A 14213-nucleotide genomic window follows, 5' to 3' on the forward strand; every position below is an offset into this window, starting at 1 on the left:
TCGACAATCCGGCCCGCCATGGACCGCCCCAGGCCCTTTTCGATGATCCGCGAGTTCCACCTCGCCGACTGGTTCACGCTGGGCAATGCCTGCGCCGGCATGGGGGCGTTGTTCGCCGCGATGAGCTTTCTGCAAAGCGGGGAGCGGCTGCACCTGCAGTACGCCTGCGCGCTGATACCGCTGGCCCTGGCCTTCGACGTGCTGGACGGCCGCATCGCGCGCTGGCGGCAGACGAGCTCGGCACTGGGCCGAGAGCTGGACTCGCTGGCCGACGTGATCTCCTTCGGCGTCGCGCCAGCCGTCATCGCCTACGGCTGCGGCATGCAAGGCCTGTACGACCGCGTCGTGCTGGTGTTCTTCGTGGCCTGCGGCGTCAGCCGGCTGGCCCGCTACAACGTCACCGCTGAAAGGCTCGGCGGCGGCACCGGCAAGGTGGCCTACTTCGAGGGGACACCCATCCCGACGTCCATGCTGCTTGTCGCGGTGCTGTGGGCCGCGGCGGCGCACGACGCCATCGGCGACGCACTGTGGGGCGGGGTCTGGTGGCTGGCGGGCTTTCGTCTGCACCCGCTGGTGCTGATGTTCGCGCTGTCCGGCTCGCTGATGGTGAGCCGGATCCGGATTCCCAAGCTTTAGGCGGTACGGCGCGACAGCCAGCCCAGCGGCGACTCCTGCGCCGCAGCGCCCGACTGCGACTCGAGGAAGTCGCTGGGCGGCTGGCTGCGGTACTCGCTGACGCCGCCGCCATCCAGGCAGGCGTCCAGCCCGAAGGCGGTGCCGAGATCGGCCGGGTCCGGCGCGCTGCGCGCTGCAGCGTCACGGCGGAAGAAACGCAGCGCTGGAACGAATCGCATGGCGGACCTCACTGGCTTGCGGAGACCAACAACCACATTGGCTCCGTGGGCTCAGTGTGAGGGATCCATGTGACAAACGGACCCCTCAACTGTTAGTAAATATTGCCTCTACTGGCATTACCGCACAAGTGCAAGACCTGTTTTTCCCAGTGGCGACAGGGCATTCCGGCCGGCGCCCCCCTTTTTGAGGGGGCGTTGCTGTTTTGCAATTCATTGCCCCCATTGCGCGGCGCCAGGGATAGGGTTCCGTGTTCCCGCACTTAAGCTGCGCCACCTTCCAAGCCCCCCCCCCCGGCTCCTGCATGAGTTCAGCATTCTTGAAATGGCTCGCTAACGGCCTGATCGCCGCGGTGCTGGCCAGCACGCTGTGGATGGCCTATGCCATCCATCCCGAGCCGAGTCGCGCCAGCCCGCTGCTCGCCCAGGTCGTGCCCGCCGCGGCAGCCGCGGCATCGGTGCCGGCCACCACCGCCCGCTGATCAGCCCAGGGCCCGCCGGGCGCCATCTGCCAGGGCCTGGCCGATGCGATCCAGCAGCGCATCCCGGCCCTGCAACTGCCACTGATGCCAGTAGAGCGCCACGTCGACGCCGACCTCCGGCCTCAGTCGCAGCAACTGGCCGGCCTCGACCAGCGGGCGCACCTGGATCTCAGGCGCGACGCCCACGCCCCAGCCCATGACGGCGGCCCGCACATAGGCCTCGCTGGACGGCACGAAGCGCTCCCTCAGCCGCGGCGCTCGCACGCCGAAGGCCTGTGACACCCACTGCGACTGGCTGTCGTCCTTGCGGTTGAAGACCAGGAAGGGGGTGTCGGCGAAATTGCCGCCGTGCAGGCCCTCGGGCAGCTGCGCCGCCAGGAACCCCGGGCTGGCCACCGCGACGTAGCGCATGACCCCCAGCGGCTGCACGCGGCAGCCCTGCAAGGCCTCGGCCACCGTCGTCACGCAGCCCAGCACGGCGCCCTGGCGCAGGCTGTCGTGGGTGAAGTCCTGGTCGTCCACGACCAGCTCCAGCCCATAGCCCTCGCGCAGCCCCTGCTGCACCAGACCGTCCAGGGCCGGCAGCACCCAGGTCGCCAGGCTGTCGGCGTTGACGGCGATGGCCAGCCGCGACTGCGGCGCAACGCGCTCGCCCAGCTCGCGCGCCACGTCCACGCGCAGCGCCTGCAGCTGGCGGGCGAAACGCAGCAGCACCTTGCCCGCCTCGGTCAGGCGCAGCGGCCGCGAGCGCACGACGAGGGGCTGGCCTACCTGCGCCTCCAGCCCGCGCAGCCGCTGCGAGACGGCGCTCTGCGTGATGGACAGGCGCTGCGCGGCACGCTCGAAGCCCTGCTCGTCGGCCAGGGCGGCCAGGCAGTCCAGGGCGGCGGGGTCGAATTCATTCATAAGCTTCGCTAATGTATGGCGAAGAATATGAATGAAGCTTCTTGAATTGACCATGGCTGCGGAGAATCCGCCGATGCCTGCCGCCGCCCTGGCCGATCCGACCACGCCCGCCGTTTTCGCGCAGGGCTGGGCCATGGGCGCCGGGCTGATCCTCGCCATCGGCGCGCAGAACGCGCTGGTGCTGCGCCAAGGTCTGAGGCGCGAGCATGTGGGCGCCGTCGTCGCCGTCTGCACGTTGTCGGACTGGCTGCTGATCGCGCTGGGCGTCTTCGGCCTGGGCGCGCTGATCCAGGGGCAGCCGCTGCTGCTGGAGCTCTTTCGCTTCGGCGGCGCCGCCTTTCTGCTGGGTTATGCCCTGCTCGCGGCCCGGCGCGCCTGGCGCCCCACCGCGGGGCTGGCCGCCGCGGGTGCGTCCGCCGGTTTGGGCGCCACGCTGTCGGCCGCCTTCGCCTTCACCTATCTGAACCCCCATGTCTACCTGGACACCGTCGTGCTGCTCGGCGGCCTGGGCGCGCGCCAGCCGCCCGAGCTGCGCGCGGCCTTTGCGGCCGGCGCCGGGCTCGCGTCGGCCATGTGGTTCGGCTTGCTGGGCTTCGGCGCGGCCGCCGCCGCCCCCAAGCTGCGCAGTCCCGCCACCTGGCGGGTCGTCGACGCGCTCGTCGCCTTGCTGATGACCGGCCTGGGCCTACAACTCCTCCTGCAACCCCTCTAAGAACATCAAAGGACAGCCATGAAGATCGTCGTTCTCGGCGCCGGCATCATCGGCATCGCCACGGCCTGGTATCTGCTCGACGAAGGGCATGAGGTCGTCGTCGTCGACCGCCAGGCCGACGCGGCACTGGAGACCAGCTTCGCCAACGGCGCGCAGATCTCGGTCAGCTTCTGCGAGCCCTGGGCCAATGCAGGCGCGCCCTTCAAGGTGGCCAAGTGGCTGCTGCGCGACGACTCGCCGTTGCTGTTCCGCCCGCGCCTGGACCCCAACCAGTGGCGCTGGGGCCTGGCCTTCCTGACGCAATGCACCAACGCGGCCTTCGAGCGCAATGTCGAGGAGCTGGTGCAGTTGGGCCGCTATTCGCACGAGTCGCTGAAGGCGCTCGTCACTCGCACCGGCATCGAGTACGACCGCCTGGAGCGCGGCATCCTGCACTTCTTCTCCAGCCAGGCTGACTTCGACGCCGGCGCGGCCGGCGCCGAGATCATGCGCCGGCACGGCGTGGACCGCCGCGTGCTGGGCCGCGAGGAGGTGCTCAAGGTCGAACCGGCCCTGGCCGCCTTCGGCAACCGCATCTTCGGCGGCACCTTCACGCCCAGCGACGAGAGCGGCGACGCCAAGGTCTTCACTCAGAAGCTCGCCCGGCTGTGCGCGGAGCGCGGCGCGCAGTTCCTGTACGAGCACGACATCCTGGGCCTGCAGCGCGCGGGGGACGGCATCGAGGCCGTGCAGATCGCCCACACCCGCAGCGGCGAACGCAAGACGCTCAAGGCCGACGCCTTCGTCGCCGCCATGGGCTCCTACACGCCAGCCCTGGTCCAGCCGCTGGGCGAGCACCTGAACATCTACCCGGCCAAGGGCTACTCGGCCACGCTGCGCCTGAAGAAGCCCGGAGCCGCCAGCGTCGTCAGCCTGCTGGACGACACGCGCAAGATCGCCATCTCGCGCCTGGGCGACCATATTCGCATCGCCGGCACGGCCGAACTGTCGGGCTTCGACCTCAACCTCGACTCGGCCACCGCCCGCGTGCGCTGCGCGGCCCTGGTGCGGCGCTACGAGGAGCTCTTCCCCGGCGTGGCCGACACCAGCGAGCCCAACTACTGGACCGGCCTGCGCCCCAGCACGCCCAACAACGTGCCCTACATCGGCCGCAGCAGGAAGGCGCGCAACCTGTGGCTCAACGCCGGCCACGGCACGCTGGGCTGGACGCATGGCGCCGGCTCGGGTCATGCGATGGCCGAGCTCATCGCCGGCCGCAGGCCGGACATGGCCTTCGGCTTCTACGGCATGGCCTGAGGCCCGTCGTCCAGGGAATGGCTAGGCCAGCCTGCCCGGCGCTCGCCCCGGGCCGTGATCAGAGCGTCTTCAGCAGCGCCGCCACCTTGGGCTGTTGCGGGAACTTCGCACCCAGCCTGGCCAGGCCCTCCAGTTCGCTCTTGGCGGACTGCTTGTCTCCCGACTGGATCAAGATCTCCGCCAGGTTGAGGCGGTAGGCCGGCTGGTCGGGCTGGTCGCTGACGAGCTGGCGCTGCAGGCGTATCGCCTTGCCGAAGTCCTTCTCGTTGGCCAGCACGGTGGCGTAGGTGTCGCGCAGGGCCGCGTAGTCGGGGTTGAGCCTGAGACCATGCTCGGCCAGCTCGCGCGCATCGGGCTTGCCGGCCTTGCTGCGCAGCCAGGCCACGTTGTTGATGATGGGCAGCGCATCGGGGTTGCGCTTGAGCAAGGCCTCGTAGCGCACCAGCGCCGAGTCGGCGTCGCCACGGGCCAGCAGCACGTCGGCCACGGCGCCCGCGAAGATGAGGTCCTGCGGATGCGCCGTCTGCCACTGCTTCTCGAAGGCCAGCGCCTCGTCTCGGCCCTTGGTCGCCAGCAGCACCGCGAACAGGCGCGGCGCAGCCTCGCCCGGGTCGCGCAGGGCCGTGGCCTTGCGCAGCGCGGCGATGGCGGCGTCGGGATGCTGGCGGTTGATCTCCACATCCGCCTCCGCGATCAGCGCAAAGGCCTCCTGCGGGAATTTCTTCTGACGCTCGCGCAGCGCGGCCAGGCCCTCGTCGGTACGGCCCTGACGCAGCGCGAGCTGGATCAGCAGGCGCTGCGCGGCCACCGAGCCCGGATCGGCCTCCAGCGCACGCTTGACCTCGCGCTCCGCGCCGGCGAAGTCCTGCTCCATGAAGCGCAGCTGCGCCAGGCCCAGCCAGCCCTGGGCGCGCGCGGGCGCCAACACGGTCAGCCGCGAATAGGTCTTGACCGCCTGCGCCTTGTCGCCCGACATCAGCTGGGTGCGCGCCAGGCGCTCCAGCACGTCCGGGTTCAGCGGCAGCGCCGCCGCCGCCTCCTGCGCGGCCTGCGCGGCCTTGGCCGCGTTGCCCAGGCGCAGATGCTGATCGATCAAGGCCAGGCGCAGTCCTGCGTCGGTCGGCTCCTCGCGCACGCCGGCGGCCAGCACCTCGGTGACGCGCTCGGCGGGCGCACGCGTCTGCACCAGCAGATCGGCCAGCACGAGGCGAGCCTGGGGCGAATGCGGCTGGCTGGCAACGAAGCCCTCCAGGCGCTTGAGGGCCGCCTCGCTGCGCCCGGCCTGCATGTCCAGCGCCACCAGGCCCAGCACGGCCGGCAGATAGCCGGCGTCGGCCTTCAGCGAAGCCTCGAAGGCGGCCTGGGCGGCCGCGTTGTCCTTGCGGACCAGCTGGATGCGGCCGCGCAGGCCATCGGGCACGGGGCTGCCCTGCATCTTGGGCGCGAGCTTGTCGATGGCTACCAGCGCGGCGGGCAATTCGTCGCGGCGCATCAGCGCGTTGATGAGCATCAGGTCGTAGCTGCTGCCACTGTCCTTGGCGGCAATGTCGCGCAGCTGCCCGATGGCCGCGTCGGCCTTGGCACGGCTGTTGGCGCCGGGCGTCATGCTGTCGCGCACGATGGCCGACAGAGCCAGCGCGGCGCCGGTCTTGGCATCGTCGGGCCGCAGCTTGGCGGCGGCGCCGAAGGCCTGGTCGGCCGCCTCGAAATTGCCCAGCATCAGGTGGGCCTTGCCCGCCAGCAGCAGCGTTTCGGCATCGGCCTTGGCCGCCTCGAGGACGGGCTTCAGCGTCTCCAGCGTCTTTGCCGGCGCGCGGCGCTGCAGCTGCAGGCCGGCGAACTGGCGGCGCAGCGCGAGGTCCTCGGGCGCAAGCTTGATGGCCTGGTTGAGCAGATTCTCCGCGTCCGCCAGCTCACCGAGCTGCTGATGGGCGCCCGAGGCCAGGCGCAGCAACGGCACGTAGTTGGGCATCAGCTTGAGCAGCGGCAGCGCGAGCTCGCGGGTCTTGGCGGCATCGCCCTTGGCCAACGCCAGCTGGGCCTGCAGGAAGCGCCCCCGCGGGCTCTTGGCAATGGCCGGCGGCATGCCTTCGACGAGCTTGGTCGCCACGTCGAGCTGCTGGCGACCCAGGGCCAGGCGCAGCAGCAGCGCGCGGGCCTCGTAGGCGCCGGGGTCCAGCACGAGCGCCTCGCTGAGCAGTGGCTGGGCCTCGTCCAGCTCGCCGCGCGACAGCAGCACCTCGGCCTTGAGCTGCAGGGCCTTGCCGGCCTTGGGGTTCTTCACCAGCAGCTCGCTCAACGCCTCCAGCGCCTCGTCGGGGAAGCCGCTGGCCAGCTTGGTGCGCGCGCTGACGATGACGGCGTCCTCGGAATCCGGCCTCAACTGCAGCGCCCGCACGGCGGCGGCCTTGGCCTCGATCACTTCGCCCTGGGCCAGGTAGGCCATGGCCAGATGCTGCTGCAGCGCGGACATGGCGCCGGGGTCGGCCAGGCTCTGGTCGGCGAACTCGAGGATGAGCTTGCGCGACTGACCCGAATGCAGCAGGGTCTGGGCCAGCTGCGGCGCCAGCTCGTCGCGCGGCGCGCCGAGCTCCCAGGCACGGCGCAGCTCGATCTCGGCCCCGGCCAGGTCGCCGGTTTCCAGCAGCGCCTTGCCCAGCAGATAGCGGCCCCTGGCGTTGTCCGGGCTCTGCTGCAGCAGATTCTTCAGTTCGATCACGGCGCCGCTGACGTCCTTCTGCTCCATGCGCTTCTGCGCGGAGGCGAGCAGATCCTGCTCGGAACGTTGGCCGCAGGCGGCCAGGGCGGCGATAAGGACCAGGGCGAGGGCGCGGCGCGATTTCATGCAGTCTCCTTGTCGGCGCGGATTGTGTTCCTAGAATCCGCGCCCTTTCTCGGGACTGGCCCCAGTGCTGCTCCGTCGGGATGAAACTTGACACGAAACGCGCCATGAATGCCCACCCCTCCTTCTGTGCCATCGACTTCGGCACCTCGAACTCGGCCGTCGCCGTACCCGACGATGCGGGCGGCATGCGGCTGATCGAGCTGGAACCGGGCCAGCGCACGATGCCGACGGCGGTCTTCTATTTCACCGAAGGCAGCCACGACACCGACGGCCCGCCGCGCGCCTTCGGCCGCGCCGCCGTGGCAGCCTACGTGGAGGGCCACGACGGCCGGCTGATGCGCTCGATGAAGAGCATCCTCGGCTCGGCGCTCATCGACCAGACCACCGATGTCGGCGGCGGCCGCGGCGCCAAGTATTCCGACATCGTCTCGGGCTACCTGAAGCGGCTGCGCCGACTGGCCGGTGAACCCGAGCGCGCCGTGCTGGGCCGGCCGGTGTTCTTCGTCGACGGCGAGCCCGCGCGCGACGCCCAGGCCCAGGCGCAGCTGGAGGCCTGTGCCCGCGCGGTGGGGTTCCGCGACGTGCAGTTCCAGTACGAACCCATCGCCGCCGCCTTCGACTTCGAGCAGCAGGCCATCCGCGCCGGCAAGGGCGAGCAGATCGTGCTGGTGGCCGACATCGGCGGCGGCACCAGCGACTTCTCCGTCGTGCGCGTGGGCCCGGAGCGCGCGCAGCGCCTGGCGCGCCGCGACGACATCCTCGCCAGCCACGGCGTGCACATCGCCGGCACCGACTTCGACCGCCACATCGAGCTGGCCGGACTGCTGCAGGAGTTCGGCTACCGCGCCACCGGGCCCAGCGGGCGCGAGCTGCCCAGTGGCATCTACTTCGACCTCGCGACCTGGCACCTCATCAACACCTGCTACGCGCCGCTGCGCGTGGCCGAGTGGCGCGGCATGAAGAGCTGGTTCAGCGACGTGCGCCAGCATGCGCGGCTGATGACGGTGCTGGAGGAGCGCCTGGGCCACGAGCTGGCCTCGCGCGCCGAGGGCGCCAAGATCGCCGTCTCCGGCGGCGCCGACACGACGGTGGACCTGAGCCATGTCGAACCGGGCCTGGTGCTGCCGCTGAGCGAGAAGACTGCCGTGGACGCGCTGCGCGCCGACCTGGACCGCATCATCTCCACGGCCCACGAGACGGTGGCGCAGGCCGGCCTCGAGCCCGCGCAGATCGACGCGCTCTACTTCACCGGCGGCTCGACCGGATTGAGGCTGCTGGTGGACGGCATGGCCGCCGGCTTCCCCCAAGCGGCACGCATCACCGGCGACCGCTTCGCGTCCGTCGCGACCGGCCTGGGCCTGCACGCGCAGCGGCTGTTCGGTGGCTAGGGCCTGTTAGGCTGCGCGGCTTCGCACCCCGAACCCGCGCTCCATGTTGAAAGCCCTGACCTGGGCCACCGTCGCCCTGGCCGCCACCGCGGCCCATGCCGCCGAGCCCCCGACTTACCAGCAACCCTCCGCCGAGATCCGCGCGGTACTGGACGCGCCTGCCCTGCCGGGCCACTCGCTGTCTCCCGACCAGCGCACGCTGGCGAGCATTGCTTTGACACGCTATCGCAGCGTGGCCGAGCTGGCCCGGCCCATCCTGCGCCTGGCCGGCAAGCGCATCGACGCCGCGGCCAGCAGCCCGCAGCTGACGGCCAACATCGCCTCGATCTCGCTACGCGAGCTGACCAACCCCGGCGCCGCCGAGCGCGTCGTCAAGCTGCCGGCCGGCGGCACGTTCTCGTCGCTGCGCTGGTCGCCGGACAGCCGGCATTTCCTGCTCAACCGCCGCACCGCCAACGCCACCGAACTGTGGCTGGGCGACGTCGCCACGGCCAGGGTCCAGCAGGTCAAGGGCGTCAGGCTCAACACCATCCTCGAGGCCTCCGTGGCCTGGATCTCCAATGAGGAGATCATTGCGCTGACCGTGCCGGACAAGCGCGGCCCCGCGCCGGTGTTCGACGCGCCCAGCGGCCCCAGCATCCAGGAGTCCATGGGCCGCAACTCGCCCGAGCGCACGCTGCAGGACCTGCTCAAGAACAGCCAGGATGACGCGCTGTTCAGCCACTACGCCGCCTCGGCACTGCGCCGCATCCAGCTGTCGACCGGCGCCTCGCGCGAGATCGGCGCGGCAGGCCTGTATACCGGCGTCGAGGTCGTCGGCACCCAAGGCACGCTGATCACCGAGCGCCTGGTGCCGCCGTTCAGCTACCAGGTCACCTGGAACGACTTCGCCCGCCAGGTCGAGCTGCGCGACTTCAACGGCCGGCTGCTGCGCGACCTGGGCATCATCAAGCTCAAGGAGGGCGTGCCCGTCGAGGGCGTCATCACCGGGCCGCGCGACTTCTGGGCCTCGCCCAGGGCCGATGGGGCCATCTACTGGGTCGAGGCCCTGGACGGCGGCGACCCTCGCAACAAGGTCCCCTTCCGCGACAGGCTGATGCGCCTGGACCCGCCCTACGTGGGCGAGGCCCGCGAGGTGCATCGCACCGCGGGCCGCCTGGCCGGCCTGCACTTCGTCGACGCCGGCGACCGCGCCATCGTGTCCGACGTCGATCGCGACCGCCTATGGATCGCGACCGACCTGATCGCGCTGGACGGCGCGGCCAAGCCGCAGCGCCTGCAGGACCGTTCGCTGCGCGACCGCTACAACGACCCCGGCCAGCCGCTGACGCGCGTGCTGCCCAACGGCCGCAGCATCGTGCGCGTGGACGGTGGCGACCGCCTGCTGCTGGCCGGCGCCGGCGCCAGCAAGGACGGCGACCTGCCCTTCATCGACAGCTACAGCCTGAAGGACGGCAAGGCCACGCGCCTGTTCCGCTCGGGCCCCACGCATTACGAGCGCCCCATCACGCTGCTGGAAGGTGGGGCGATGCAGGGCCGGCTGCTGACCAGCCGCGAGAGCGCCACCGAGCCGCCCAACCTGGTGCTGCGCAGTGGCACCGGCTTCGAGCAGCTGCAGGCGCTGACCCGCACCGCCGACCCCGCGCCGCAGCTGCGCGCCATCAAGCGCGAGCTGGTCAAGTTCAAGCGCGCCGATGGCGTGGAGCTGTCGTTCTGGCTCTACCTGCCGCCCGACTACAAGCCCGGCGAGCGCCGCCCCACGCTGGTCTGGGCCTACCCGCTGGAGTTCACGGACGCGTCCACCGCCGGCCAGGTCAGCGGCTCGGGCAGCCGCTTCGTGACGCTGGCCGGCGCCAGCCCCGTCATGCTGGCGTTGGATGGCTACGTCGTGCTGATGGATGCCACCATGCCCGTCGTCGGCGATCCCAAGACCGTCAACGACAGCTTCGTCGAGCAGATCACGGCCAATGCGCGGGCCATCATCGACAAGGCCGCCGAGCTGGGCGTCAGCGACCCGCAGCAGATGGTGGTGGCCGGCCACAGCTACGGCGCCTTCATGACGGCCAACCTGCTGGCCCACACCGACCTGTTCAAGGCCGGCATCGCCCGCAGCGGCGCCTACAACCGCACGCTGACGCCCTTCGGCTTCCAGAGCGAGCGCCGCACCTACTGGGACGCGCAGGACGTCTACCTGAAGCTGTCGCCGTTCAACTACGCGGACAAGCTCAAGGAGCCGCTGCTGCTCATCCACGGCGAGAGCGACGACAACCCGGGCACCTTCCCCATCCAGTCGGCGCGCTTCTACCAGGCGCTGGCCGGCACCGGCGGGCAGGTGCGCTACGTGGTGCTGCCGCATGAGTCGCACGGCTACAGCGCGCGCGAGTCCGTGGGTCACACGCTCTGGGAGATGAGCACGTGGATGAAGCGCCAGACGCGCGACCCGCGCGCGCCGCGCTGAACCCCAGGGCATTTCGGACCGGACCCCGGGCCGCACCATGCTGCCCGGCGCGGCGATGTGCCTGCCGGCGTCCAGCCGGCGCAAGACCGGCCGAGGGGATCCTCAGCGGCGCGGCGGCGGTCCGCGGCGGCGCTGGGCGCCATGCGGCGCCGGTCGCGGCGCGGCTTTCAGCGGCCGCGACACGTCGGCCAGCATCAGCACGGCGCTGACCAGGCCCTCGACGGCCTCCTCCAGGTCGGCCGGCGGCTCCAGCGACTCGATCTCCTCCAGCAGCGCGTCGGCGTCCTCGAGATCGTCCGGGTCCAAGTGCAGGTAGATGGCCGCCAGCGGCTCCAGCAGCGGCTCCTCGGGCAGGCGCAGCAGCGCCGGATGCGCGTCCAGCGCCAGCGCGAAGCCGGCCACCCAGGGCAGCACGGTCTCGCTGGGCTCGGCATCGTCGTCCAGCTCGAAGATCCAGGGGTCGAACCATTGCCTGCCGGCGATGGCGACGTTCAGCTCCTTGTGGCGGCGGCGCAGCAGCGCCAGCAGCTCGTCGTCGACACGCGCCGGCGTGGGCCGGCCCTCGCTGTCGAGGATGGGCGGCAGCCAGGCGGCCAGCGGCACGGCCTCGGGCTGCAACAGCACGCCGCACAGATAACCGTCCAGCATGCCGACATCCAGAGGCTCCAGCGGCGCCGGCAGCGCATCGAGCAGCGCCTGCAGGCGCTCCAGGTCGGCTTCGGACAGGGTTTCGGGGGCGGGATGGGAGGCGGTGGGCATGGCGCGATTATCGGCAGTGCGTCGTGAATAGTGCCCACCACGGCGCCGGCCCGCAGCCTAAAGTGCGCCCATCCCAACGACGCCCTCGACCCCGAGGGCTTGACGACCCGGCAGCCCGCTGACCGGGTCTTTTTTTGCGTTCTGCGTCAGCCCTTCACGACCGCGGCGGGTGCGAACGGCGCAGTCATGCGGCCGGCTTTCATACTGGCGGGCATGCCCGCCGCAGTACTCGCGCAGCGCTTCGACCTCGCCGTCGTGGCGCTTTCCTACCTGACCGCCGCCTTCGCGTCCTACGTGGCGCTCGACCTCGCCCAACGCGTGCGCACGCCGGAAGCGCTGGTCGCGCATGCCTGGTGGATCGCCGGCTCGCTGTCCCTGGGTACCGGCATCTGGGCCATGCACTTCGTCGGCATGCTGGCGCTCAGGCTGCCCTTTGCGGTCGGCTACGACACCGCCGTCACGCTGCTGAGCTGGCTGGCGGCGGTGGGCGTGTCGGCGATCGCGCTGCGCGTCGCCGCTGGGCAGACGCTGACGCCCGCCCGGCTGACGCTGGGCGCGCTCAGCATGGGCGCCGGCATCTGCGCGATGCACTACACCGGCATGGCCGCCCTCGTGCTCGAGCCGGGCATCCAGTGGAACTGGGCGCTGGTCGCCGCCTCGGCCGGCGTCGCGACCGGTACGGCAGCCGCGGCGCTGTGCATCTTCTTCGCGCTGCGGCAGCTGCCGAGCGCCTGGACACGCTGGGGCCAGCTGGGCGCCGCCCTCGTCCTGGGCGCGGCCGTCAGCGTCATGCACTACACCGGCATGGCCGCCGCCGGCATCGCCGAGGACTCGGTCTGCCTGAGCGCGGATGCGCTGCGCGGCGACAACCTCGGCGCGCTGGTCGCCGGCGCCGCCTTCGCGCTGCTGATGCTGACCCTGGTCACGTTGGCCCTGGACGCGCGCAGCCAACGCCAGACCACCCGGCTGCAGCAATCCCTGCAAGCCGCCACCACCGAGCTGCACGAGCGCGCGCTGCGCGACCCGCTGACCGGCCTGGCCAACCGCCAGCTGCTCGACGATCGCCTGCAGCACGCCGCCGCGCGCGGCCATCGCGAAGGCGCGCGCCTGGCGCTGCTGGTCATCAACCTGGACGGCTTCAAGCTCATCAACGACAGCTTCGGCCTGGGTGCCGGCGACCAGGTGCTGCGCAGCATGGCGCAGCGCCTCAAGGGCCTGGCGCGCAGCGACGACACGCTGGCCCGCCTGGCGGCGGACGAGTTCGTGCTGATGCTGGAGGGCGAGGTCGCCGAGGCCGCGCTGGCCCAGGTCGCGCAGCGCCTGCTGGACGCGCTGGCAGAGCCCCTGGGCGGCGTGCCCGGCGCCGGCAGCCATCCGCTGCGGCTGTCGGCCTCGATAGGCATCGCCCTCGACGACGGCTCGGAGCCGGGCGAGGGCCTGATCGCCCAGGCCGACTCGGCCGCGCTATCGGTCAAGCGCGCCGGCGGCAACGGCTTCGCCTTCTTCGAGGCGCACATGCAGGCGGGCGTACGCGAGCAGCTCGAGCTGGCCCGCGACCTGCGGGCCGCGCTGGCCGGAGAAGCCGGCAGCGGCGTGCTGGCCCTGCACTACCAGCCCAAGATCGCCACGGCGGAAAGCGCCATCACCGGCGTGGAAGCCCTGCTGCGCTGGCAGCATCCCCAGCGCGGGTCGGTGAGCCCGGGCGCCTTCATCCCGGTGGCCGAGCGCTTCGGCCTCATCATGCCGCTGGGCGACTGGGTCATCGCCGAGGCCTGCCGCCAGCTGGCCGCCTGGCGCGACGCGGGCCTGCAGATGCGCGTGGCGCTCAACCTGTCCGTGCAGCAGTTGCGCCAGCCCGACGCGCTGGTGAAGCGCTTTGAGGAAGCGCTGGCCCAGCATGGCGTCGACGCCCGCCACCTGACCTGCGAGATCACGGAGTCCGTCGCGATGGACGATGCCGAGGCTACCGAGCGCACGCTGCGGCGCCTGGCCGGGCTGGGCCTGGCCCTGTCCATCGACGACTTCGGCACGGGCTATTCCAGCCTGGCCTACCTGCGCCGCCTGCCGGTGTCGCAGCTCAAGATCGACCGCAGCTTCATCCAGGACCTGGAGACCAGCGCCGACGCCCGCGCCATCGTCAAGGCCGTCATCGACCTGGCCCATGCCTTGAGCCTGCAGGTGGTCGCCGAAGGCGTCGAGACCGAGGGTCAGGCCGCCGTGCTGCGCGGCAAGCGCTGCGACAAGCTGCAGGGCTTCCTGTTCGCTCGGCCCATGCCCGCCGACGCGCTGACGCGCTGGGCCATGCACGCACGCGGCGGCCCGCTGCGCTTCAGCACCTCGCTGTACGCGGCGCGGGACGCCGAGGCCAGCGCCTAGGTGCCTGCGCGGTAGAAGCCTGATGTCAAGGGCATCGCCGGATGCGTGAATGGGGTCGGACTGGGAAGATCCACCCCATGCCGACAAGCTACCTGCCTTACGAGCCCGATCAGCAGTTTCTGTTGCCGCCGTCACTGCAG

At 71.2% G+C, this 14213-nt stretch carries 11 protein-coding genes; 7 read left to right on the top strand and 4 right to left on the bottom strand.

The window, feature by feature from the left end; all coding sequences use genetic code 11:
* Positions 1-18: 18 nt before the first annotated feature.
* Positions 19-636: a CDP-diacylglycerol--serine O-phosphatidyltransferase gene (gene pssA, locus JOY88_RS14775; RefSeq protein ID WP_293503392.1), complete on the top strand. Its 618-nt coding sequence runs from the start codon at positions 19-21 to the stop codon at positions 634-636.
* Here pssA and JOY88_RS14780 read toward each other — a convergent pair.
* Positions 633-854, bottom strand: a complete 222-nt coding sequence (locus tag JOY88_RS14780) for a hypothetical protein (RefSeq protein ID WP_293503393.1) — start codon at positions 852-854, stop codon at positions 633-635. The genes pssA and JOY88_RS14780 overlap by 4 nt on opposite strands.
* Before the next feature lie 317 nt (positions 855-1171).
* Between JOY88_RS14780 and JOY88_RS14785 the strand changes: the two genes are divergently transcribed.
* The gene (locus JOY88_RS14785; protein ID WP_293503394.1) at positions 1172-1333 is read left to right on the top strand and encodes a hypothetical protein; all 162 of its coding nucleotides are present in this window, start codon (positions 1172-1174) and stop codon (positions 1331-1333) included.
* On the opposite strand, the gene JOY88_RS14790 is transcribed toward JOY88_RS14785, so the two are convergent.
* The gene (locus JOY88_RS14790) at positions 1334-2239 is read right to left on the bottom strand and encodes a LysR family transcriptional regulator ArgP (RefSeq protein ID WP_293503395.1); all 906 of its coding nucleotides are present in this window, start codon (positions 2237-2239) and stop codon (positions 1334-1336) included.
* 73 nt (positions 2240-2312) lie between these two features.
* Between JOY88_RS14790 and JOY88_RS14795 the strand changes: the two genes are divergently transcribed.
* Together JOY88_RS14795 and JOY88_RS14800 are read left to right on the top strand one after the other, a co-directional pair.
* Positions 2313-2951, top strand: coding sequence for a LysE/ArgO family amino acid transporter (locus tag JOY88_RS14795; protein WP_293503396.1), 639 nt, complete (start codon positions 2313-2315; stop codon positions 2949-2951).
* A gap of 18 nt (positions 2952-2969) precedes the next feature.
* Positions 2970-4247, top strand: coding sequence for a D-amino acid dehydrogenase (locus JOY88_RS14800; RefSeq protein ID WP_293503397.1), 1278 nt, complete (start codon positions 2970-2972; stop codon positions 4245-4247).
* A gap of 58 nt (positions 4248-4305) precedes the next feature.
* Here JOY88_RS14800 and prsT read toward each other — a convergent pair whose 3' ends face one another.
* Positions 4306-7092, bottom strand: coding sequence for an XrtA/PEP-CTERM system TPR-repeat protein PrsT (gene prsT, locus JOY88_RS14805; RefSeq protein ID WP_293503398.1), 2787 nt, complete (start codon positions 7090-7092; stop codon positions 4306-4308).
* A 104-nt stretch (positions 7093-7196) separates the two neighbouring features.
* Between prsT and JOY88_RS14810 the strand changes: the two genes are divergently transcribed.
* Both JOY88_RS14810 and JOY88_RS14815 read left to right on the top strand, forming a co-directional pair.
* A complete protein-coding gene (locus JOY88_RS14810; protein ID WP_293503399.1) occupies positions 7197-8480 on the top strand; it encodes an Hsp70 family protein in 1284 nt (427 codons plus the stop codon).
* Positions 8481-8523: 43 nt separating this feature from the next.
* Positions 8524-10938: an alpha/beta hydrolase family protein gene (locus JOY88_RS14815; RefSeq protein WP_293503400.1), complete on the top strand. Its 2415-nt coding sequence runs from the start codon at positions 8524-8526 to the stop codon at positions 10936-10938.
* 102 nt (positions 10939-11040) lie between these two features.
* Here the strand turns inward: JOY88_RS14815 and JOY88_RS14820 are convergent, their stop codons facing one another.
* A complete protein-coding gene (locus tag JOY88_RS14820) occupies positions 11041-11697 on the bottom strand; it encodes a YecA/YgfB family protein (RefSeq protein WP_293503401.1) in 657 nt (218 codons plus the stop codon).
* Between the two features lie 213 nt (positions 11698-11910).
* Here JOY88_RS14820 and JOY88_RS14825 point away from each other — a divergent pair, with 213 nt between their 5' ends.
* On the top strand, positions 11911-14073 hold the full coding sequence (locus tag JOY88_RS14825) for a putative bifunctional diguanylate cyclase/phosphodiesterase (RefSeq protein WP_293503402.1): 2163 nt from the start codon (positions 11911-11913) through the stop codon (positions 14071-14073).
* Positions 14074-14213 lie beyond the last annotated feature (140 nt).

Source organism: Roseateles sp., from assembly GCF_019237615.1.
In the GTDB taxonomy this organism is placed as follows: Bacteria; Pseudomonadota; Gammaproteobacteria; order Burkholderiales; family Burkholderiaceae_C; genus Pelomonas.